The organism is Pseudonocardia sp. TMWB2A, from assembly GCF_017312135.1.
Window position 1 is genome coordinate 3594684 of sequence record NZ_QKQY01000002.1, and the last position, 22114, is coordinate 3616797.

20 protein-coding genes are annotated in these 22114 nt (G+C 76.1%); 13 read left to right on the forward strand and 7 right to left on the reverse strand.

What is annotated here, in order from left to right; translation table 11 throughout:
* Positions 1-7 precede the first annotated feature (7 nt).
* Positions 8-907, forward strand: coding sequence for a membrane protein insertase YidC (gene yidC, locus DMP17_RS31425; protein WP_337831430.1), 900 nt, complete (start codon positions 8-10; stop codon positions 905-907).
* A 7-nt stretch (positions 908-914) separates the two neighbouring features.
* Here yidC and DMP17_RS31430 read toward each other — a convergent pair whose 3' ends face one another.
* Positions 915-2468: a PucR family transcriptional regulator gene (locus DMP17_RS31430; protein ID WP_337831431.1), complete on the reverse strand. Its 1554-nt coding sequence runs from the start codon at positions 2466-2468 to the stop codon at positions 915-917.
* A 92-nt stretch (positions 2469-2560) separates the two neighbouring features.
* Here DMP17_RS31430 and DMP17_RS31435 point away from each other — a divergent pair, with 92 nt between their 5' ends.
* From DMP17_RS31435 to DMP17_RS31445, 3 genes are read left to right on the forward strand one after another with little or no spacing between them, the layout of a single operon-like run.
* Complete coding sequence (locus DMP17_RS31435) at positions 2561-3937, forward strand: 8-oxoguanine deaminase (RefSeq protein WP_337831432.1); 1377 nt, start codon at positions 2561-2563, stop codon at positions 3935-3937.
* Between the two features lie 4 nt (positions 3938-3941).
* Entirely contained in the window at positions 3942-4748 is an 807-nt protein-coding gene (locus DMP17_RS31440; protein WP_337831433.1) for an FAD binding domain-containing protein, read from the forward strand.
* A complete protein-coding gene (locus DMP17_RS31445; protein ID WP_337831434.1) occupies positions 4745-7468 on the forward strand; it encodes a molybdopterin-dependent oxidoreductase in 2724 nt (907 codons plus the stop codon). The genes DMP17_RS31440 and DMP17_RS31445 overlap by 4 nt, the downstream gene beginning before the upstream one ends.
* A 25-nt stretch (positions 7469-7493) precedes the next feature.
* Here the strand turns inward: DMP17_RS31445 and hchA are convergent, their stop codons facing one another.
* Entirely contained in the window at positions 7494-8372 is an 879-nt protein-coding gene (gene hchA / locus DMP17_RS31450) for a glyoxalase III HchA (protein WP_337831435.1), read from the reverse strand.
* A gap of 140 nt (positions 8373-8512) precedes the next feature.
* Here hchA and DMP17_RS31455 point away from each other — a divergent pair, with 140 nt between their 5' ends.
* Positions 8513-9568: an alcohol dehydrogenase catalytic domain-containing protein gene (locus DMP17_RS31455; protein WP_337831436.1), complete on the forward strand. Its 1056-nt coding sequence runs from the start codon at positions 8513-8515 to the stop codon at positions 9566-9568.
* Positions 9569-10276: 708 nt separating this feature from the next.
* Here DMP17_RS31455 and DMP17_RS31460 read toward each other — a convergent pair.
* On the reverse strand, positions 10277-11011 hold the full coding sequence (locus DMP17_RS31460) for a GntR family transcriptional regulator (protein WP_202968498.1): 735 nt from the start codon (positions 11009-11011) through the stop codon (positions 10277-10279).
* 125 nt (positions 11012-11136) lie between these two features.
* Here DMP17_RS31460 and DMP17_RS31465 point away from each other — a divergent pair, with 125 nt between their 5' ends.
* From DMP17_RS31465 to DMP17_RS31485, 5 genes are read left to right on the forward strand one after another with little or no spacing between them, the layout of a single operon-like run.
* A complete protein-coding gene (locus DMP17_RS31465) occupies positions 11137-12312 on the forward strand; it encodes a TIGR03364 family FAD-dependent oxidoreductase (protein WP_337831437.1) in 1176 nt (391 codons plus the stop codon).
* A 14-nt stretch (positions 12313-12326) separates the two neighbouring features.
* Positions 12327-13238 carry a phosphate/phosphite/phosphonate ABC transporter substrate-binding protein gene (locus tag DMP17_RS31470; protein WP_337831438.1) on the forward strand — a complete coding sequence of 304 codons (912 nt, stop codon included), beginning with the start codon at positions 12327-12329 and terminating at the stop codon, positions 13236-13238.
* On the forward strand, positions 13235-13978 hold the full coding sequence (locus tag DMP17_RS31475) for a phosphonate ABC transporter ATP-binding protein (RefSeq protein ID WP_226365258.1): 744 nt from the start codon (positions 13235-13237) through the stop codon (positions 13976-13978). The genes DMP17_RS31470 and DMP17_RS31475 overlap by 4 nt, the downstream gene beginning before the upstream one ends.
* Entirely contained in the window at positions 13975-14805 is an 831-nt protein-coding gene (phnE, locus tag DMP17_RS31480; RefSeq protein WP_226365257.1) for a phosphonate ABC transporter, permease protein PhnE, read from the forward strand. Before DMP17_RS31475 ends, phnE begins: the two co-directional genes overlap by 4 nt.
* On the forward strand, positions 14802-15476 hold the full coding sequence (locus DMP17_RS31485) for a phosphonatase-like hydrolase (protein WP_337831439.1): 675 nt from the start codon (positions 14802-14804) through the stop codon (positions 15474-15476). The genes phnE and DMP17_RS31485 overlap by 4 nt, the downstream gene beginning before the upstream one ends.
* Here DMP17_RS31485 and DMP17_RS31490 read toward each other — a convergent pair.
* Both DMP17_RS31490 and DMP17_RS31495 read right to left on the reverse strand, forming a co-directional pair.
* Positions 15464-15751, reverse strand: a complete 288-nt coding sequence (locus DMP17_RS31490; protein WP_337831440.1) for a YrhK family protein — start codon at positions 15749-15751, stop codon at positions 15464-15466. The genes DMP17_RS31485 and DMP17_RS31490 overlap by 13 nt on opposite strands.
* Positions 15752-15807: 56 nt before the next feature.
* Entirely contained in the window at positions 15808-16281 is a 474-nt protein-coding gene (locus tag DMP17_RS31495; protein WP_226356971.1) for a MarR family winged helix-turn-helix transcriptional regulator, read from the reverse strand.
* An 84-nt stretch (positions 16282-16365) separates the two neighbouring features.
* Here DMP17_RS31495 and DMP17_RS31500 point away from each other — a divergent pair, with 84 nt between their 5' ends.
* Positions 16366-18168: an ABC transporter ATP-binding protein gene (locus DMP17_RS31500; protein WP_337831441.1), complete on the forward strand. Its 1803-nt coding sequence runs from the start codon at positions 16366-16368 to the stop codon at positions 18166-18168.
* Positions 18169-18187: 19 nt separating this feature from the next.
* On the opposite strand, the gene mdlC is transcribed toward DMP17_RS31500, so the two are convergent.
* Both mdlC and DMP17_RS31510 read right to left on the reverse strand, forming a co-directional pair.
* A complete protein-coding gene (gene mdlC / locus DMP17_RS31505; protein ID WP_337831442.1) occupies positions 18188-19777 on the reverse strand; it encodes a benzoylformate decarboxylase in 1590 nt (529 codons plus the stop codon).
* Positions 19778-19817: 40 nt separating this feature from the next.
* Entirely contained in the window at positions 19818-20039 is a 222-nt protein-coding gene (locus DMP17_RS31510) for a hypothetical protein (protein WP_226356973.1), read from the reverse strand.
* A 199-nt stretch (positions 20040-20238) separates the two neighbouring features.
* On the opposite strand from DMP17_RS31510, the gene DMP17_RS31515 reads away from it, so the two are divergent.
* Complete coding sequence (locus tag DMP17_RS31515; RefSeq protein ID WP_226356974.1) at positions 20239-21156, forward strand: MEDS domain-containing protein; 918 nt, start codon at positions 20239-20241, stop codon at positions 21154-21156.
* The gene (locus DMP17_RS31520; protein ID WP_226356975.1) at positions 21153-22094 is read left to right on the forward strand and encodes an ATP-binding protein; all 942 of its coding nucleotides are present in this window, start codon (positions 21153-21155) and stop codon (positions 22092-22094) included. Before DMP17_RS31515 ends, DMP17_RS31520 begins: the two co-directional genes overlap by 4 nt.
* The last annotated feature ends 20 nt before the right edge of the window (positions 22095-22114 follow it).

Here is a 22114-nt window from a genome sequence, read left to right on the forward strand (position 1 = left end):
GTGATCCGTGCTCGACTTCCTGTACTACCCCGTCTCCTTCGTCATGCGCTTGTGGCACGAGCTGTTCGGCGCCCTGTTCGGACCCGCCACCGGGCTGTCCTGGGCGCTGTCCGTGGTGTTCCTCGTGCTCACCGTCCGGGCGCTGCTGGTGCGCTCGGCCTGGACCCGGATGCGGGCCGCCCGGATCGGCCGCGCACTGGCCCCGCAGGTCGCCCGGCTCCGCGAACGCCACCGCGGCGACGCCCGGGCCCTGGCCGAGGCGACCGCCGCGCTGCACCGCACGCACGGCTCGTCGCCGGTCGCCGGGCTCGGGGTGGTCTTCCTGCAGATCCCGGTGTTCGTCGCGCTGCTGCACGTGCTGCGCTCGTTCAACCGGCCCGGCCTGACCTTCGAGCAGAACGCCGCGATCGCCAACTACGCCTTCCCGCCCGACCAGGTCGCCTCGTTCCTGCAGGCCCGGCTGTTCGGGGCGCCGCTGTCGGCGTGGCTGCGGATGCCCGCCGAGCAGCTCGCCGCGTTCGGGGGGACGCCCGTGGACGGGGCGGCGGTCGCCGTCGTGGTGGTCGTGCTGACCGTGCTCGCCGCGGTCTGCACCCACCTCAGCATGCGCTACGCCCGGGTCGACCCGGGTGCCGCGCCGCAGGGCGTCGCCCGGGTCCTCGCGACCCTGCCCTGGATCGCACCGGTCGGCGTCCTCGCCGGCGGGCTGCTCTACCCGGCGCCGGTCGCGCTGCTGCTCTACTGGATGACCGGCAGCGTCGCGACCCTGGTCCAGCAGCTCGTGCTCACCCGGCTGCTCGACCGCAGGCCACCGGTCGTCGTCGCCCCGCCGGCCCCGGAACGCAGCCGGGCGCCACGGCCGGGGGCCAAGCCGGTGCGCCGCCGCCCCGCCGGTGCCCGCCGCTGAGCTGCCGTCAGCGCGAGCGCAGCGCCAGGTAGAGGTCGACGCGGTCGGCGAACGACGACGGGTCGCGCCCGGTCAGCTCCGCCACCCGGCCGATCCGGTACCGGACGGTGTTGACGTGCAGGTGCAGCCGGGCCGCGGTCCGGTTCCACGACCCGGACTCGTCGAGGAAGACCTCCAGGGTCTCCAGCAGCCCGGTGCCCGACCGCGCGTCGTGGTCGAGCACCGGGCCGAGGACCTGGGCGGCGAAGCCGCGCCGCACGTCGTCGGGGACCCCGGCCAGCAGCGCCACGTGCGAGGTGATCTCCCCGGCCCGCACCGAGGTCACCGGACCGGACCGGGCCGCCGCCAGCCCCGCGGCGTGCCCGGCCTCGGCGAGCGCACCGGACAGCGCGTCCGCCGCCGACGGCCGCGACACCCCGGCCGAGAGCCGGCCGCCGGCCAGGCCCGGCCCGAGCCGGTGCACCGCGGCCAGCACCTGCTCCACCGGGTCCGGGGCGTCCCGGGCCCCGGGCACCGCGACGACGGCGACCGCGTCGCCGCCCTGCACCCCGATCGCGGCCGGGCCGGTGCCGACCAGCGCGTCGAGCAGCACGGTGTGCGCGGTGTCGGCCGGGTCCGCGACGCCCGAGGCGCGCAGCACGACCACGGCGAGGGTCCCGTCCGGCTCGACCCCGGCCTGGCGCAGCCGCACCCGGGTCTCGGGGCGGTCGCCGGTGTCGGCGGCGATCCGGGCCAGCGCGTCGTCGGCGATCGGGCGGGCCACCGCCGCACCCTCACGGCGCCGGGACCGGTCCAGCGCGGCGATCGCGGCCAGCTCCCCGACGGCGTCGACGGCGTCGGTACCCGCCTGCTGCACGCCCGGCGGCAGCTGGGCCGCGACCAGCCAACCGGTGGCCCGGGCGGTCCCCGGTGCCGCGGGCACCACCAGGTGCGCCGCACCCGCCGGGCCGGCCGGGACGGTCACCGGCAGCCGGCCCGCGGTCAGGAACCCGGCGACGACGGCGTCCCGCTCGGCGTCGGGCAGGCCCGGCCCGGCGAGCAGCCCGCCCGCTGCGGTCAGCACCCGGCAGACCAGGCCGGTGCCCGCCGACACCGACCCGGCCAGGTCGGCCAGCTCCGCGCCGCCGGCGAACGCGGCGAGCAGCCGCCGGTGCCGGCCCAGGGTGTGGGCGAGCCGGTCCCCGCGGGCCGCGGACAGCGCCCCGATCACCGCCTCGGTCACCGCGCCGAACGACACGTCCACCGGCACCGCGACCAGCACGAGGTCGTGGCGTCGGCAGGCGTCGACGACGTCGGCCGGGATGTCGCCGAACACGGCCTCCCCGGCCACCAGCGCCGCCGCCCCGGACCGCGCGACCGCCGCGACGAACCGCTCCGAGTCCGCGGGCGTCCGCCGCCACACCAGGCCGGACACGACCAGCTCACCGCCGCCCAGGTAGCGCGACGGGTCGGGCAGGTCGGTCGGGTACACCCAGCGCACGGACCGGTCCAGGTCGGCCGCCGAGCCGTGCAGGACCCGCAGCCGCAGCTCCGGACGTGCGACGAGCTCCGAGAGCAGCATGGGAGGAACCTACAACTCGGTGCGCCGCGGGGGACCCCGATTCGTCACGGCGGTGCCTTCTCCCGGTGACCGGCGCGCGGTGCACTGGGTCCATGCAGCAGCCGAGCGCCGGCCGGACCGCACACCGGATCGCCATCGAGGGTGCCCACGTCGTCACCGTCACCGGGGAGGAGCTCCCCTGGGGGCACGTCGTCGTCGAGGGGGAACGGATCGCGGAGGTCGGGTCCGGTCCCGCCCCGGCGGGGTCCTACGACCGCCGGGTCGACGCCCGCGGCTGCCTGCTCACCCCGGGCCTGGTCAACACCCACCACCACCTCTACCAGTGGGTGACCCGCGGGCTCGCCGTCGACCACACGCTGTTCGAGTGGCTGACCACGCTGTACCCGGTGTGGGCGGGCATCGACGAGCACGCCGTGCACACCGGCGCCACCGGCGCGCTGTCCGCGCTCGCGCTGTCGGGCTGCAGCACCACCACCGACCACCACTACGTCTTCCCCCGCGAGGGCGGTGACGTGCTCGGCGCCGAGATCCGTGCCGCGCAGCAGGTGGGGCTGAGGTTCCACCCGACCCGCGGCTCGATGGACCTCGGGCGCAGCGCGGGCGGGCTGCCGCCGGACCACGTCGTCTCCGACCGCGACGAGATCCTCGCCGCGTCCGCCGACGCCGTCGCCCGCTGGCACGACCCGTCGCCGGGGTCGATGCTGCGGATCGCGCTGGCCCCGTGCTCGCCGTTCTCGGTGACGCCGGAGCTGATGCGCGAGTCCGCGACGCTGGCCCGCGAGCTCGGGGTGCGGCTGCACACCCACCTCGCCGAGACCGACGACGAGGAGGCGTACTGCCGGGAGCGCTTCGGCGCCACTCCCACCGAGTACGTCGCCGACCTGGGCTGGACCGGGCCCGACGTGTGGTTCGCCCACACCGTGCACCTCGACGACGACGCCGTGAAGACCATCGGCGCCACCGGCACCGGCGTCGCGCACTGCCCCACCTCCAACGGTCGTCTCGGCGCGGGCATCGCGCGGGTCCGCGACCTCGTCGACGCGGGCGCCCGGGTCGGGATCGGTGTCGACGGCGCCGCCTCCAACGAGGGCACCCACCTGCTGGAGGACGTCAAGCACGCCGTCCTGTTCGCCCGCGCCGCGGGCGGCCCCCGTGCCCTGTCGGTGCGCGAGGCCCTGGAGCTCGGCACGCTCGGCGGCGCCCGGGTGCTCGGTCGCGAGGACGAGATCGGGTCGATCGAGACCGGCAAGCTCGCCGACCTCGCCCTGTGGCGGCTCGACGGGTTCCGGCACCGCGACGTCGCCGACCCGGTCGCCGCCCTCGTCCTGGGCACCCCGCCGCCGCTGGAGCTGCTGCTCGTGCACGGCCGCCCGGTCGTCGAACGGGACACCGTGCTCACCGTCGACACCGACGCCGTCGCCGCCGAGTGCGCCGCCGTGCACCGCGACCTCGTGGCCAAGGCCGGGTGAGCGGATGGACCTGCACACCGTCACCGGGTTCCGGCGCGCCCGCGAGCGCGCCGACCTGGCGCTGGCGCCGGGGGAGCGGATCCTCGCCGGCGGGACGTGGCTGTTCTCCGAGCCGCAGCCCGGCGTCACCGGCCTGGTCGACCTCACCACGATGGGCTGGGAGCCGCTGTCCGACCTGCCCGGCGGCGGCCTGTCGGTGGCCGCGACCTGCCCGATCGCCGACCTCGCCGCGCACGGCGAGCGCACCGGGACCCCGCTGTTCGCCCAGTGCGCGCACGCCCTGCTCGCGTCGTGGAAGATCTGGCACACCGCGACCGTCGGCGGGAACGTGTGCCGCGCCTACGCCGCCGCCGGGATGGTCGCGCTCGCCGCGACGCTCGACGGGCTCGCCGTCGTCTGGACCCCCGACGGCGAGGAGCACCGCGTCCCGGTCGCGTCGCTCGTCACCGGCAACGGCACCACCGCGCTGCGCCCCGGCGAGGTCCTGCGCGCGGTCGAGCTGCCCGGCGCCGCACTCCGCGCCCGCACTGCCTTCCGCAAGATCGCACTCGCCGAGCTCGGCCGCTCCGGCGCCGTGCTCACCGGGCGGGTCGACACCGCACCCGACGGCGGCGCCGCCACGTTCGTGATCACCGCCGCGACCGAGGCGCCCACCGTCCTGCGCTACCCGGCCGGCGTGCCCGACGCGGACCGGCTGCGCGCCGACGTCGACGCCGTCGACGGCTGGTACACCGACCCGCTCGGTTCCGCGGACTGGCGCCACGGGGTCAGCGCGGTGCTGCTGGAACAGATCCGGGAGGAGCTGTCGTGAAGCTGCACGTCAACGACACCGAGCTGGAGGCGGAGCCCGCCCCGGGGCAGTGCACCCGCACGTTCCTGCGCGAGCACGGGCACCTGGAGGTCAAGAAGGGGTGCGACGCCGGGGACTGCGGCGCCTGCACCGTCCTGCTCGACGACCGGCCCGTGCACTCGTGCCTGATCCCCGCCCAGCGCCTCGACGGCGCGCGGGTCACCACCGTCGCCGGGCTGGCCGGGCCGGACGGGGAGCTGCACCCGGTCCAGCAGGCTTTCGTGGAGAAGTTCGGGTTCCAGTGCGGGTTCTGCACGGCCGGCCAGATCGTCACCGCCACCGCGCTCACCCCCGACGACCTCGACGACCTGCCGCGGCGGATGAAGGGCAACCTGTGCCGCTGCACCGGCTACCGCAGCATCCGCGAGGCGATCGAGACCGGCGTCCGTGGCGGCTGCACCCCCCGCACCCCGGGCGGGACCGCCGGCACCGTCGGCTGCTCGGCACGGCCCCCGGCCGCGGAGCGCATCGTCACCGGCAGCGAGCCGTTCACCTTCGACACCGACCTCACCGGGGCCCTGCACCTGCGGATCCTCGGCTCCCCGCACGCCCACGCCCGCATCCGGTCGATCGACACCACCGCCGCGCAGTCCGCGCCGGGCGTCGCGCTGGTGCTGACCCACCACGACGTGCCGGACCTGCGCTACTCCACCGCCCGGCACGAGCACCGCACCGACGACCCCGACGACACCCGGATGCTCGACGACGTCGTCCGCCACGTCGGGCAGCGGGTCGCCGCCGTCGTCGCCGAGACCCCGGCGCAGGCCGAGGCGGCCTGCGCGCTGATCGCCGTCGACTACGAGGTGCTGCCCGCCGTGCTCGACCCGGAGGCGGCCCGGCGGCCGGGCGCTCCGCTGGTGCACCCGGACCGGACCCCGGCCGACCGCGTCGACGACGCCGGACGCAACGTCGTGCTCGCCCTGCACGGCGGGCACGGCGGCGACGTCGACGCCGCACTGCGCGCCTCCGCGCACACCGTCACCGGCACCTGGCGCACCAGCCGCGTCGCGCACGCCCAGCTGGAGTGCCACGGCGCGATCGGCTCGCTCGACGCCGACGGCAGGCTCGTCGTGCGGGCGGGCACCCAGGTCCCGTTCCTCACCCGCGGCGAGCTCGCCCGGGTGCTCGGCCTCGACCCGGACCGGGTCCGGGTGCACACCGCGCGGGTCGGCGGCGGGTTCGGCGGCAAGCAGGAGATGTTCGCCGAGGACCTCGTCGGGCTCGCGGTGCTGCGGACCGGGCGCACCGTCGTCCACGAGTTCACCCGGTCCGAGGAGTTCACCCGCACCGCGCTGCGCCACCCGATGCGGGTCGCGGTCACCCTCGGCGCCGACGACGAGGGCCGCCTCACCGCGATGAAGCTCGACGTCCTGTCCGACACCGGCGCTTACGGCAACCACTCCCGCGGGGTGCTGTTCCACTCCGTCGCCGAGTCGGTCAGCGTCTACAACTGCCCCGTCAAGCACCTCGACGCCGAGGTCGTCTACACCCACAACGTGCCCAGCGGCGCGTTCCGCGGCTACGGCCTGGGCCAGGTGATGTTCGCCGTCGAGTCCGCGATGGACGAGCTGGCGATCGCGCTGGACGTCGACCCGTTCGACCTGCGGCGACGCAACATGGTCCGGGCCGGGGACCCGCTGCACGTCGCCCACCACGGCGAGCCCGAGCACGACCTGCACTGGACCAGCTACGGCATGGACCAGTGCCTCGACCTCGTGCAGGACGCCCTGGCCGACGGTACCGGCGGCCCGGTCCCCGACGGCCCGACGTGGCGGGTCGGCGAGGGCGTCGCCCTGGGCATGATGACGACGATGGCCCCGTTCGGGCACGCCGCCACCACCACGGTGACGCTGCTGCCCGGCGGGCGCTACCGGCTCGGCGCCGGCACCGTCGAGTTCGGCAACGGCACCACGACCACGCACCGCCAGGTCGTCGCCACCGTGCTCGGTACGACCCCGGACCGCGTCGACGCCCACCACGGCGACACCGACGCCTGCGGCTACGACACCGGGGCGTTCGCCTCGGCGGGCACCACCGTCGCGGGCAAGGCACTGCACGCCGCGGCGACCGCGCTGCGGGAGCGGATCCTCACCGTCACCGGCGGCGGGGAGCTGCACGCGGCCGGTGTCACGGCACCCGGCGGCGAGTGGACGCTCGACGACGTGCTGGCCGCCGCGTCGTCGCCCGCGGGGCTGGCGGCCACGGGGGAGGAGCCCGGCACCGCGCGGGCGATCACCGCGAACTGCCACGGCGTGCGCGCCGCGGTGGACACCGCGACCGGCGAGGTCCGGGTGCTGCGGTCGGTGCAGGCCGTCGACGCCGGCACCGTCCTGAACCCCGAGCAGCTGCGCGGGCAGGTCGAGGGCGGCGCCGCGATGGGACTCGGCAGCGCGCTCTACGAGGAGGTGTACGTGGGAGAGTCCGGGGAGGTCCTCAACCCGGTGTTCCGCACCTACCGGGTGCCGCAGATGGCCGACGTCCCGGATACCGAGGTGCGCTACGCCCGCACCCACGACGCGCTCGGCACCTACGGCGCGAAGTCGATGAGCGAGGCTCCCTACAACCCGGTGGCACCCGCGGTCGCGAACGCGATCCGCCGGGCGCTGGGGGTGCGGCCGTACCATCAGCCGTTCAGCCGCGACCGGGTGTGGCGGCTGGCGGCCGACGGCACGGCGCCCTGAGGCACGGCGTCCCGAGACGCAGTGGTCAGCCGCGGCGGCGGGCGTGCTCCAGCAGTGCGGTCGCGGTGAGCTTGCCCAGCTCGTTCGCGGCCAGGGGGCTGTCGCCGGTGATGAGGTTGCGGTCGGTGGTGCAGCGGCCGGTCATGTCGTCGTTGACCACACGGACGCCCTCGTCCTGCAGGGCCTTGCCGAGCAGCCACGGCATCTCGCCGGGCAGGTAGCCGATGTCGATGTTGGCGCCGGCGTCGAGCGCGTCGGGGAACACGCACATCTCGTAGCCCTCGAACACCGACCGGCCGCGGCCGATGCGGGTCGAGAGGAACGCGGCGGGCCCGTGGCACAGTGACACCACGAGCCGGTCGGTGCGCATCGCCCACTCCAGGGTGTCGCGGACGTCGGTGGAGAACGGCAGCCCGGACAGCGCACCGTGCCCGCCGGGGACGAACACCGCGAGGTAGTCCGAGTCCTCGCCCAGCTCGCGCTCGACGACCTCGGCCAGCGACTTCGGGGCCCGCCACTGGGCGATCAGCTTGTCGCGGGCGCTGCCGACCGCCTCGTCCTCGCCGGGGTAGGCCCACCACTCGAACTTCGCCGGGTTGCCGGTGAGCGTCGCGATCTCGACGCCGAACCCGGCCTCCAGGACGTGGTGCAGGGGGAGCAGGGTCTCCACCGGGTGGTTGCCGGTGGAGAAGAAGGTGCCGTTGCCCATGCGCAGGTAGCGCTCGTCGGTGGCCAGGACGAGCACCTTCCAGCGGCCGCCGGACCAGGCGTGCCGCTCGGTGGCGAGACCGTCGAAGTCGGTCCTCGGCGCGGTGTAGGCGTCCAGCGAGTACGGCGACGGGAAGTAGGCCTCGTGCTCCGCCGGGTCCGCGGTGGGGTCCTTGCTGAGCGTGCTGTCGGACATCGGGGTGCCTCCGGGTCGTTCGTGCGGTGCCCGCGCGGCGTACCCCCGCCCGGTGCCGGTGAACCGCGCCGCCGTGCGTTCACCAACTTGTCCATACAGGGTGGTGGACGGCCCGGCGAGGTGGTGCGACCGTCGCGGGCATGGCAGCTCCCGTGACGACCGCCCGCTACGCCCGCTGGGACGGCGTCGGCGCCCCGTTCCGCCTGGTCACGACCGCGCTCGGCGAGCCGGGGCCGGGTGAGGTCCTGGTGGCGGTCGATCTGGCGACGGTGTGCGGTTCGGACCTGCACACGACCCGCGGGCACCGCTCGTCGCCGGTGCCGGGCGTGCTCGGGCACGAGCAGGTCGGGCGGGTCGTCGCGACGGCGCCGGGCCTGCGCCACGTCGACGGCGCGCCGGTCCGGACCGGCGACCGGATCGTCTTCTCGGTCGCCGCGTCCTGCGGGGAGTGCCGCCGCTGCCGTCGCGGGATCCCGCAGAAGTGCACCGACCTGCACAAGTACGGCCACGCCCCGCTGGACGAGGCCCGCCCGCTGACCGGCGGGTTCGCCACCCACTGCCTGCTGGCGCCGGGCACGGCGACGGTCGTCGTCCCCTCGGCGGTGCCCGACGAGGTCGCCGCACCCGCCTCGTGCGCGACGGCCACGGTCGCCGCGGTCCTCGACGCCGCCGGCTCGCCGGGCCCGGGAGCGCGGGTGCTGGTGACGGGTGCGGGCATGCTCGGTGTGACCGCGGCGGCGATGGCCTCCCGCGCGGGCGCCGAGGTCGTGGTCGCCGACCCGCACGCCGACCGCCGCGACCGGGCCCGCCGCTTCGGCGCCGCGGACACGGTCGGGACCCCGCCGGAGCGGGCGTTCGACGTCGCGCTGGAGCTGTCCGGTGCACCCGCCGCCGTGCGCGCCTGCCTCGACGCGCTCGACGTCGGCGGCACCGCCGTCCTCGCCGGTTCGGTGTCGCCCGGCCCCGCGGTGGGACTCGACCCGGAACGCCTGGTCCGCGGGCTGCACACGGTCGTCGGCGTGCACAACTACGCCCCCCGCCACCTCGCCGCCGCGGTCGCGTTCCTCGTCGCCGAGCACACGCGGTTCCCGTTCGCCGAGCTGACCGGTGGCCCGTGGTCCCTCGACGCGCTCGACGACGCCTTCGCCGCCGCCGGGGCGCCGGGTGCGGCGCCGCGCCAGGCCGTGCGTCCCTGACGTCGCTCCCGATCGTCCGGCCGGGCCGGGCCGGGCCGGACCGGGTCGGGTCGGGCGCGGGTGCGGGTCCGGTGGGGCCGGGGCGCTGCCGTCGCCGCCGCCCGCCCGAAGAGGTTCCGAGCACCATGTCTGGGCTTCTCCGGGCGTACGGATGCCGGCCGCTGGTGTGGCGCGCATCCACCCGATGCGCCACGGCGGACCCGACTCCGGGGGTCTGCGGGAACAGCTCATCGCATGAACCGATTCGGCAGGGCGGTTGTCCTCCCGCTCCGGAGGGGGATGTGTGTCGATTCGCTTACCCGGTAAGCGAATTCAGAACAGGGGCACCTCTGGGTGGCGGCGGCAGGGGTGGCGGCGACGAAGGCGGCGGCGACTGTGGCGGCGGTGCGACTCCGGTCCGGTGCCGTTGTGCAGCGGACCGCGGGCGCGGTCCCGGTGGCGGTCGATCATCGCGAAGCCCGGAGCTGGAGCCGGGCCGGGCCAGGCCAGGCCGGGGCGGAGCCGGGGCGGGGCGGAGCCGAGCCGGGACGGAGCCGAGCCGAGCCGGGACGGAGCTGAGCCGAGCCGAGCCGGAGCCGAGCCGGGCCGGGCCGGGGGGCGAGCCGGAGCCCGAGCCCGCGGGCCCCGATCCGTGGCGCGACCGGGCCCGGGCACCGCGGTCGCCGGCGGGGACTCGTCGCCGCCGGCCCGCGGGCGCCCCCCACCCGCTCACTCCCGCGCGAACCCACCCCGCCCGCTGCGGGTGTTCGTCACCGTCACGGTCGCGACGTCCGGGCGGTAGCGGTCCTCCGACCACTCGAGGGCGTCCCCGGCGGAGTCCCAGGTCAGCCGTCGTTCGCGGAGCAGGGGGTGTCCGACCTCGACGTCGAGCAGGGACGCGTCGAGCTCGTCGGCGGCGACGGCGTCGAAGGTGTGCCGGGCCGCGTGCAGGTCGACGCCCTGGCCGGTGAGCAGGGCGTAGATCGACCCGGCGTTGAGGTCGGCGTCGAGCAGGGCGCGCCCGACCTTCTCCACGTAGGTCATCCGCTCCAGCATCGCGGGACGGTCGTCGAGCAGGCGCAGCCGGATCAGCTGGACCGCGTAGTCCTCGGGCTCCAGGCCCAGCGCCGCCGCGACCGCGGGCGACGGGTGCCGCAGCGCGATCTCGTGCAGGCGCTGGCCCGGGACGTGGCCGGTCAGCTCCGCGCGCCGGGTGAAGGACAGGAACGACTCGAACGGCTGGGCCGGCACCGCGTCGAGCACCACCGGGCGCCGGCCCTGCCCGCCGCCGATCAGGCCCTCGTCGCGCAGGGCGGCCAGTGCCTGGCGGACGGGGCCGCGCGAGGCCGAGAACTCCCGGCACAGCTCGGCCTCGGACGGCAGCGCCTCGCCGACACCGATCGCGCCGCTGCGGATCCGGGTGCGCAGCTCGTCGGCCAGTGTGCGGTGCAACGGGGTCCCCACGGACGGTGACTCTACAAGCGTCAGGCCGCTGAGCACGACGTCCAGGGGTCGGGCAGGTGAACGGATCCCGACTTGTATCGACAAGTCATTGCGGTGCGGGACATCCGGCTGGCACCGTCGCCGCCGTGACCCGGACGAGTGACCTCCTGATCGTCGGGGCCGGCGTCGTCGGCCTCGCCCACGCCGTCGAGGCCGTCGAGCGCGGCCTGGCCGTGACCGTGCTCGAGCGCGACGAGCACGCCGTCGGGGCCTCGGTGCGCAACTTCGGCCACGGCTGCCTCACCGCCCAGACCGGCGACGCGCTGGAGTTCGCCACCCGTGGCCGTGGCACCTGGTTGCGGCTGGGCGCCGAGGCCGGGTTCGGCGTCGCCGAGTGCGGCACCGTGGTCGTCGCCCGGTCGGCCGAGGAGCGCGCCGCGCTCGAGGAGCTCGCGGCCATCCGAGGTGACGACGTCGAGCTGCTCGACCCGGCGCGGGTCGTCGGCCGGGTCCCGGTCGCCCGCGAGGGACTGCACGGCGGGGCGTTCCTGCCGCGTGACCTGAGGATCGAGCAGCGCCGGGCGGCCGGGGCGATCGCGGCGTGGCTCGCGGCCCGGCCCGGTGCCGAGATCCACTTCGGCTGCCCGGTGCACGGCATCGACGCGGCCGGCGCCGGGGCCGGCCCGGGCGGGATCGGCGCGGGCGGGATCGGGGACGCGAGCGGCGACGGCCCGGTGGTCGTCCGCACCGGGCGCGGGGAGTTCCGGGCCCACCGGGTCCTCCTCTGCGTCGGTCACGACCTGGACCGCCTCGTCCCCGGCCTCGCCGACGACGCGGGCCTGCGGCGCTGCGTCCTGCAGATGCTGCAGGTCCGCCCGCACACCCCGCTCACGATCGGCCCGGCCGTGCTCACCGGCAGCTCGATGCTGCGCTACCCGGCCCTGTCGGGCACCGCGGGCGCCGCCGCGCTGCGCGAGCGCTGGCGCACCGAGCGGCCGGAGCTGCTCGACGCGGGCGTCAACCACATGCTCACCCAGCTGCCCGGCGGCGACCTCGTCGTCGGCGACACCCACCACTACGACCGCACACCCGAACCCTGGACCGACGAGACCCTCGACGACCTGCTGCTCGCCGAGACCCGGGCGCTGCTCGGGACCGGCGTCGACGTCGTCCGCCGCTGGCGGGGCGTCTACGCCGACGCCCCCGGCGAGTTCCTGATCCGCCCGGTCGCACCGGCGACGACCGCCGTCGCGGTCACCTCCGGCATCGGCATGACCACCGCGTTCGGCCTCGCACCGGCCGTGCTCGACCGCGTCCTCTGAAACGGGAGACCCCCATGCGCCGCCCCCGCCTGCTCGTCGTCGCCGCACTGGCCGCGAGCCTCGCCCTCACCGCCTGCGCCGGCCCGTCCGGCCCCGCCGCCGCCGAGTCGCCCACCTGCCCCGGTGGGCAGATCCGGATGGGCATCGAACCCTTCGAAGACCCGGCGAAGCTCGTGCCCGCCGCGGAGATCCTCGGCGACGCCCTCGAACGCCGGCTGAGCTGCCCGGTCCAGGTGCAGGTCACCGACGACTACGCGGCCGAGGTCCTCGCCATGCGCAACGACCGCCTGGAGATCGGGATCTTCGGCCCGCTCGGCTACGTCTTCGCGTCCGAGCGCGCCGGGGCCGAGCCGGTCGCCTCGTTCGGCACCGCGACCGGTGAGCTGTCCGCCTACACCGCCGGGATCTGGGTGCCGCGCGGTTCCGACGTCACCACGGTGGCCCAGCTGCGCGGCCGCACCCTCGCCCTCGGCTCGGTCGGCTCCACCTCCGGTGACGCCCTCCCGCGCAAGGCGCTGCTCGACGCCGGGCTCGCCCCCGCCGACGTCCGGGTCGACTACGCCGGCGGCCACCCCGAGGCGCTGCTCGCGCTGACCAACGGCACCGTCGACGCCGCCGAGATCAACTCCCAGCAGCTGGCCTCGGCGACCGCGTCGGGGACGTTCGACCCGGCGGGGTTCCGCCGGGTCTGGACGTCCGCGCCGATCCCCAACGACCCGGTGACCGTGCGCGGCAACCTCGCCCCGGCGTTCAAGGCCGCCGTCACCGACGCCCTGCTGAACCTCGACCCGCAGGCGGTGGGGGAGATCGGCGCACTGCTCGACGTCACCCCGCCCGGGAAGCTCGTGCCGGTCACCCGCGACACCTACGCGCCGCTGTTCGAGCTGGCCCGCACGCTCGGCCTGACCGAGAAGGACGTCCAGTGAGCGCGCTGCTGGCGGTCCGCGGCGCCCGGGTGCGCTACGGCGACCGCGAGGTCCTCCACGGCGTCGACGTCGACGTCCACGCCGGGGAGCTGCTCGCCGTCCTCGGCGCCAACGGCTCGGGCAAGTCGACGCTGCTGCGCGCCGCCGCCGGGCTGACCCCGCACCTCGGCCGGGTGCTCGTCGACGGCCGGCCGCGCGGACGGCTCGACGTCGCCCTGGTCTTCCAGCGGATCCACCTCGTCACCCGGCGCACCGTGCTCGACAACGTCTGCGCCGGCGCACTGGGACGGCTCCCGCTGCGGTCCTCGCTGGTCCCGGCCCTGTTCCCGCGGGCGCTGCGGGAGGAGGCGGTGGGCTGCCTGGACCGCGTCGGCCTCGCCGACCGCGCCCACGACCGCGCCGGGTCGCTGTCCGGCGGGCAGCAGCAGCGGGTCGCCGTCGCCCGCGCACTGTGCCAGCGCGCCCGGGTCCTGCTCGCCGACGAGCCGGTGTCCGCGCTCGACCCGGCCGCCGCCGAGCAGGTGCTCGGCCTGCTCGCCGAGCTCGCCCACACCGAGCGCCTCGCCGTGCTCGCCGTCCTGCACCAGCCCGACCTCGCCGCCCGGCACGCCGACCGCGTCGTCGGGCTGCGGTCCGGGCACGTCGTCCTCGACGGACCACCCGGCGGCGACGTCCGCGCGCTCTACCCCGACACCGCCGACCACCGTGAGCCGGCGGCCGCCCTGGAGGCCGCACCGTGACCAGCACCGCCCCGGACGTCCGTCGCGTCCCCGTCCCGCCGCGGCGCCGCGACCCGCGCACCCTCGCCCTGGCCGCGACGGTCGTCGTCGTGCTGCTCGTCGTGCACGTCATCGCCTGGCGCACCACCGAGATGTCGTTCGCGACGCTGCTCGGCGGCGCCGACGGCATGGCCGAGTTCCTCACCGAGGCGATCCCGCCCGATCTGTCCTGGGCGGTCCTGGGGCCGAGCCTGCAGGGAGCCCTGGTCACGCTGTGGATCGGGCTGCTCGGCACCACCCTGTCGATCCCGTTCGCGCTGGCGCTCGCCCTGGCCGCCGCCCGCGGCACCGCTCCCGGGCCGGTCACCTACCAGGCCGCCCGTGGCCTGCTGTCGTTCCTTCGTGCCGTGCCCGACGTCGTGTTCGCACTGGTCTTCGTCACCGCGGTCGGGCTCGGCCCGTTCCCCGGGGTGCTCGCGCTGGTCCTGCACAACATCGGCGTGATGGGCAAGCTCTGGGCCGAGACCGTCGAGGACGCCGACCCCGGCCCGCCCACCGCGCTGCGCTCCGCGGGCGCCGGACGGCTGCAGGTCGCCGTGCACGCGCTGCTGCCGTCGGTCACCCCGCAGCTGGTGGGGCTGCTGCTCTACCGCTTCGACGTCAACGTCCGCTCGTCGCTGGTGCTCGGCCTGGTCGGCGCCGGCGGCATCGGGTTCCTCATCAACCAGTCCATCCAGCTGTTCCGGTTCGACGAGATGCTCACCCACATCCTCGTCGTGCTGGTGCTGATCGTCGCGGTCGACCAGCTGTCCGCGCTGGTCCGCCGCCGTCTCGGGAGTGACACGTGATCCGACTCGCCGCACTGGACATCGCCGGGACCACCGTCGACGAGGGGGGAGCGGTCTACCGGGTCCTCGCCGAGGTCGTCCGGGAGGCCGGGCACGCGGGCGACGACGCCGCGATCCGCCGCTGGATGGGCGCCGACAAGCGCGAGGCGCTGGCCGCGCTCACCGGATGCGGCGACCCGGCCCACGTCGAGGAGCTGCACGACGCCTTCGTCGCCGCGCTCGCCGACGCCTACGCCGCCGCACGGCCGCGCCCGCTGCCCGGCGTGATCCGGGCGTGCGCGGCGCTGCGGGCCGCCGGGACCGCCGTCGTGCTCACCACCGGCTTCGACCGGCAGGTGACCGACCCCCTGCTGGCCGCGCTGCCCGCGGCGTTCACCGGCGCGCTCGACGCCGTGGTCTGCGCCGAGGAGGTCGGCGCGGGCCGTCCCGACCCGGCGATGGTCCACCGGGCGATGGCGCTGACGGGGGTCGAGGACCCCGGTGCGGTCCTCACCGCGGGCGACACGGTGCTCGACGTGCAGGCAGGCCGCAACGCCGCCGCCGGGCGGGTGGTCGCGGTGCTGTCCGGCGCGCAGACCCGCGCCGAGCTCCTCGCGGCCGGGCCGACCGACGTCGTCGACGGCGTCGCCGACCTCCCCGGGCTCTGCGCGGTGGCCGGTCAGAAGTCGTGACCGGCCTCGGGCGGGTTGCCCGAGATCCGGCGGAGGTGCAGGTGCCGGGCCAGCCGGATCACCGGGCGGATGAGCATCTCGATCGATCCGACGACGAACAGCCACGTCCCGGCGTAGCTCGTCGCTTCGGAGAGGAACAGCACGCTGCCGACGACGAACCAGATCCCGATCAGGACGTCGTTGGCGATGCTGAGCGCCTCGTAGCGGCGGCGGATCACCAGCTCCGCGTGGCCGACGGTGAGGGTGAGGGTCCGGCCGTTCTCGGCGATGTCCATGCCGGGGGACTACCCCGCGCCGGGCCTGTCCGACGCGCGGTGTGACCCGGGTCGGGTCAGGGGGCGGCGGGTGCGTCGCAGCCCGGCCCGCGGTGCGCGTCGCGGTGCACCTCGTCGCGCAGGGTGCCCAGGATCCGGGCGAGCTCGGCCCGGTCGTGGTCGCCGAGCCTGCCGAAGAACTGCTGCGCCTCGTCGGCGCGGCCCGCCCGGATCGCACCGGCGGTCGCCGCGCCGTCGCCGGTCAGCCGCAGCAGCACGGCCCGGCGGTCGCCCGGGTCCGCCGCGCGCTCCACCATCCCGAGCCCGGCCAGCGCGTCGACGACCTCGGTCGCCGAGCGGGGCGCGATGCGCAGGTGCCCGGCCAGCTCGCCGGGGCGCATCTCGCCGTGCCGGGCCAGCACCATCAGCGCCCTGGCCTGCGACGGCGACAGCCCCCAGTCCGCCAGCCGCTCGGCGGAGGTGTGCCGCAGCCGCCGCGCCACGGCCCAGAACGCGTCGACGAGGTCACTCGGAAAGTCGGGTTCCGGCACGGGAACAGACTAGCAAGCGACACTGTTGTTGCCTCATAGTGAGGTAACCACAGCATTGTGGCGCAGCATCGTGAGGAGCTCCCCTTGGACCCCCGACCCCCGAACCGGCCCGGCCGGCCCGACACCCGCACCTCCTCACCGGAGGAGAAGGAACAGGCCCGCGCGGTCTCGCTACGGCGCATCGGCGCCCTGTTCGCCCCGCACCGGGGCCCGCTCTCGGTCGTCGTCGTGACGATCGTCGCCTCGTCGATCGTCGGGATGGCCTCGCCGTTCCTGCTGCGCGAGGTCATCGACGTGGCGCTGCCGCAGCGCGACGTCACCCTGCTCGCCTGGCTCGCCGGCGGGATGGTCGCGGTCGCCGCGGTGACCGCCGCGCTCGGCGTCGCCCAGACCTGGATCTCCACCCGCATCGGCCAGGAGGTCATGCACGGGCTGCGCACCGGCGTCTTCGCCCACCTGCAGCGCCAGAGCCTGGCCTTCTTCACCCGCACCCGCACCGGTGAGGTGCAGTCGCGCATCACCAACGACATCGGCGGCATGCAGTCGGTGGTCACGAACACCGCGACCTCGGTCGCGTCGAACCTGACCACCACCGTCGCGACCCTGGTCGCCATGCTGGCGCTGTCCTGGCAGCTCACCCTGGTCTCGCTGGTCGTGCTGCCCCCGGCGATCCTGCTGACCCGCCGGGTCGCCCGTACCCGCCGCGCGATCACCGCCGCCCAGCAGCGGGAGCTGGCCGACCTGAACGTCACCGTCGAGGAGAGCCTGTCCGTCGACGGCGTCGCGCTGTCCAAGACCCTCGGCAGCGGACCGGAGCTGACCCGCCGGTTCACCACCTCGTCGTCGCGGCTGATCGGGCTGGAGCTGCGCTCCCAGCTCGCCGGACGCTGGACGATGGCCGTCACCCAGGTCGTGTTCGCCGCCGTCCCGGCGGTCATCTACCTCGCCGCCGGCCTGCCGTTCGCGGCCGGGACGATGAGCATCGGCACCCTGGTCGCGTTCACCGCGCTGCAGGGCGGGCTGTTCCGGCCGGTCATGGGGCTGCTCAGCGTCGGGGTCCAGATCGTGGCGTCGCTGGCGCTGTTCGCCCGGATCTTCGAGTACCTGGACCTGACCGTCGACGTCGTCGAGCCCGAGCACCCGGTTGCGGTGGACCACGACCGCGTACGCGGGCACGTGCGCCTCGAGGGCGTCACGTTCGCCTACCCGGGCAGCGACGCCGCCGCCGTCGCCGGGATCGACCTCGACGTCCCGGCCGGGACCACCCTGGCGCTGGTCGGCGAGACCGGCTCGGGCAAGACCACCCTGGCGGGGCTGGTCGCGCGGCTGCACGACCCGACCGCGGGCCGGGTCACCATCGACGGCGTGGACCTGCGGGACATGGCCGCCGCCGACCTCACCCGGATCGTCGGTGTCGTCGGGCAGGACACCTACCTGCTGCACGCCACCGTGCGGGAGAACCTGCGCCACGCCCGTCCGGACGCGACCGACGCCGAGATCGAGGCCGCCGCGCGCGCCGCGCAGGTCCACGACCTGATCACCGGCCTGCCCGACGGCTACGACACCGTCGTCGGCTCGCGCGGGCACCGCTTCTCCGGCGGGGAGAAGCAGCGCATCGCGATCGCCCGCACGCTGCTGCGCGACCCGAAGGTGCTGGTCCTCGACGAGGCCACCAGTGCGCTGGACACCCGCACCGAGCGCGCCGTGCAGGCCGCGTTCGACGCGCTGGCCCACGGCCGGACGACGATCACCATCGCGCACCGGCTCTCGACCGTGCGCGACGCCGACCGGATCGCCGTCGTCGACCACGGCCGGATCGTCGAGTCCGGCAGCCACGACGAGCTGCTCGCCGACGCGGGCCGCTACGCCGCGCTGGCCACGGTGTGAACGGCGACCGTGTGAGCGCCTACGCCACGCCCGGCGCCGTGACGACCTCGACCAGCCGCGGCCCGTCGGCGGCGAACGCATCCTTGAGCGCGGCCGCCGCCGACGCGGCGTCGGACACCGACACCGCCGGGACGCCGTAGCCCTCGGAGATCTTCACGAAGTCCAGGCCGGGGACGTCCAGGCCCGGTGTCTCCCCGGTGCCCAGCAGCCCCGCGAAGCCGCGCAGCGCACCGTAGGTGCCGTTCTTCAGGATCACGAAGACCACCGGCACCCGGTACTGCGCCGCCGTCCACAGCGCGGTGATGCCGTAGTTGGCCGACCCGTCGCCGACGAGTGCGACCACCCGGCGCGCGTCGCCGTGGGCCAGCTGCGCCCCGACGGCGGCGGGCAGCCCGAACCCCAGGCCGCCGGAGGCGGGGAACAGGTAGCTGCCCGGCTCGGTGAGGTCGGCCTGGGCGACGAAGTCGTCGATGGTCGAGGTGGACTCGCAGACGTGCACGGTCCCGGCCGGGGCCGCGTCGCGGACCAGCGCGAACAGCTGCTGCGGCGGGACGTGGTCCCCGGCGCCCCGCGGTGCGGGCGGCCCGGACCGGGGCGGCAGCGGCTCCCGCCCGGAGGCGGGCACCCGTCCGGCGAGCGCGGCCAGCGCCGGGCCGACCGGGCCGACCCACGCCTCGCCCATCGGGGCCCGCGCGGCCTCGGCCGGGTCCGCGGTCAGGTGCAGCAGCCGGGTGCCCGCCGGCAGCAGGTCACCGGGGACCCACTGGTGGTAGCGGAACACCGGAGCGCCCGCGACGAGCACGACGTCGTGCCCGGCCAGCCGGTCGGACACGTCGCGCACCGAGGCCGGGAGGATCCCGCGGAACGCCGGGTGCCGGGTCGGGAACGGGCACCGCGACGCCGACGGCGCGATCCAGACCGGGCAGGCGAGCCGCTCGGCGAGGGCGACGGCGTGGTCGTTGGCCCGGTCCGCGTCGACCTGCGGGCCCAGCACCAGCACCGGGTTCGCCGCCCCGGCCAGTGCTCCGGCCAGCTCGGAGAGCGCCGCCTCGCCGAGCTCGGCGGCGGCGGTCGCACGCCGGGACGGCAGGTGCGCGGCGTCCGGGCCCGCCTCGCGGGACCAGTCGTCGTAGGGGACCGAGAGGTAGACCGGCCCCCGGGGGGCCAGCAGCGCGGTGTGCACCGCCTGGGACAGCGCACGCGGCACGTCCTGGGCCGACGCGGGCTCGGCGGCGTACTTGACCAGCGGGCGCGGCAGCGCGGCCGCGTCCACGTTGGTCAGCATGACCTCCTGGCCGACCGTGGACCGCACCTGCTGGCCCGCGGTCAGCACGAGCGGGGAGTGGGAGTAGACGGCGTTGGTGAGCGCGCCCATCGCGTTGCCCGACCCGGACGCCGCGTGCAGGTTGACCAGCGCCGGGCCGCCGGTGGCCAGGGCGTAGCCGTCGGCCATGCCCAGTACGGCGCCCTCGTGCAGGCCGAGCACGTAGCGCACCCCGTCGGGCATCGCCGCGAGGAACGGCAGCTCGTTCGAGCCGGGGTTGCCGAACACGGTGTCGATGCCGTGGGCGGTCAGCACCTGCCAGCCGGCCTCGCCGACGGTCGTCATGGGGGCTCCTCGGGTCGCGGGACCCCCACCGTAGGTGCCGTCAGCGGCGCGCGGCGACCCGCTCGGCCCGGGCGCCGCGGCGCACGTGGGCGACGACCAGCGGCCGCACGGCCAGCGCGGCGGCGGCCAGGACCAGGGTGACTGCGGTGGGGGCCAGCGGCACGGAGACGATCGTGGCGACGGCCAGCAGCACCATGAGCACACCGGCGAGCACGACCGTGCGCACCTCGGTCGCCCGCGACTGCGGAGCGGCTCGGAACATGGCGTCCACCTCCTGATCGGCGCCCGTGCCCCCTGCTCGCACCGTGCGCCCCGAACACCGGAGTTCGGTCCGGCTAACTCTACGCCTCGGCACGCCTGAACAACAGCGTCGGGTCGCCGTCGGACCCGTGATCACTTATCGTGTACGCAGCGTCACACCTGTCGGGGGGCCGTCGGGGACGCCACGACGGGGGTGACGTGTGACCGCACCGGTACGGGATCCCCACCGGCACGTGCTGACCGTGCCGGTCAGCGACGAGCAGCTCGCCGAGGACGTCGCCGCGTTCCTGGCCGAGGGGCTCACGGCGGGGGAGCGGGTCGCCTACTTCGACGACGACACCGCCGGGCTGGTCCTGTCCCGCCTGGCCGACGACGGCGTCGACGTCACCGGGCCGCTGCGGTCCGGGCAGTTCCAGCTCGTCCCGGGCGAGTTCACCCGCGCCGCCCTGCACGCCCCGCTCGACGAGCTGACCGGGGTGATGGAGCAGAACGTCACCTCCGCCCTCGACGACGGCTGGGCCGGGCTGCGCTTCAGCGGCCAGATGGACCACGGCCTGCGCCGGCCCGGGGGACAGGTGCTCGACGAGTACGACCGCAGGCTCGACGACGCCGTCCGCGACCACCCGCTGCGCGCGCTGTGCGTCTACGACCACCTGCGCTACCCCGACGAGCTCATCGCGACGATGCGCAGCCTGCACCCCGCCGAGCTGACCGCCGCCCCGCTCTACGACGACAGCCTGCTGCGCGTCACCGAGATCGGCCCGGCCCGGGTCCGGCTGGCCGGCGAGGTCGACCACGCCAACCGGCCCCAGGTCCGCCGGGTGCTGGCCAGGCTGATCGACCGGGTCGTGCGCGGCGACGTCGGCGAGGGCACGCTGACCGCTGACCTGTCCGCGCTGCGGTTCGTCGACGTCGCCGGTGCGGTCAGCCTCGTGCACGCCGCCGACGAGCTCCCGGTCAGCGTGCGGCTACGGCTGGTGAACCTGCGTCCCGGTGTGGCCCGGCTGCTCGAACGCTGCGGTGCGGGGTTCGCCCCGCAGCTGGAGATGAGCACCCGCGAGCGGCACGCCCTCTGCCCCGCCGACGCGCTGGGCCTCGCCGGAGGTGGGTCGGAGTGAGCGGGCTGGTGCACGCCCTGTGCCGGCACGGCGGCGACGGCGACCTGACCGACCGGCTCGCCGACACCGTGCTCGACGCGCTCGCCGCGGGCGGGTCGGTGGCGACCCTGCTCCGCCCGGTCACCGAGGTCGCGCTGCGCGGCCGGGTCGCCGAGGCCCTCGGCGCGGACGCCGTCGCCGGGCTGCTGCGGCTGCGCCGCGACTGCGGGCCCGACGGTCCGTCGGGCCAGACCGAGGCGGCGCGGCTGGCCCGGGTCCTGCGGGCCCGCCACCGGGCGGTCGCGGGGCCGGTGACCGTCGTCGTCGAGCACTCCGCGGACCTCGACGACCCGCGCGGCGCCTACTGGGGCGAGGTCGAGGCGGCCGCGGCGCTCGCCCTGGCCGACCTGCCGCTGCGGCTGCTCTGCTTCTTCCCCGCCGACCTGCCCGGGCCCATCGCCGAGGTCGTGCGACGCGCGCATCCGTTCGTCCTCGACGACGGCCGGCCCGTCCCGACCGGTGTCGACGCCGACCCGCGCCGGCTGCTCGACGGCCTCGGCGCCCCGGTGCCCGCCGAGCTCGGCGCCCCCGCGCAGGAGTTCCGCTTCGACGCCACGCAGCTGCGCGACGTGCGCCGCGCCGTCGACGAGGCACTGCGCGGCCAGGGGTTCCCCGACAGCCGCGCGGAGGACGTCACCGTCGCGGTCAACGAGGTCGCCACCAACGCCGTCCACCACGGGACGCACACGGCGCGGCTCATGCTGTGGACGCCCGAGCAGGACGTCGTCTGCGAGGTCCACGACGGCGGCCGGCTCGCCGACCCGCTGCCCGGCCTGGCCCCGCCGGACCCGGGCCGCGCGCACGGGCGCGGGATCTGGATCGCCCGCCAGCTCTGCGACCTGCTGCACGTCTGGGGCGACGACGCGGGCACCCACGTCCGCATCCGCGCCGCCGCCTGAGCGCACCCGGGCCCGGGGGC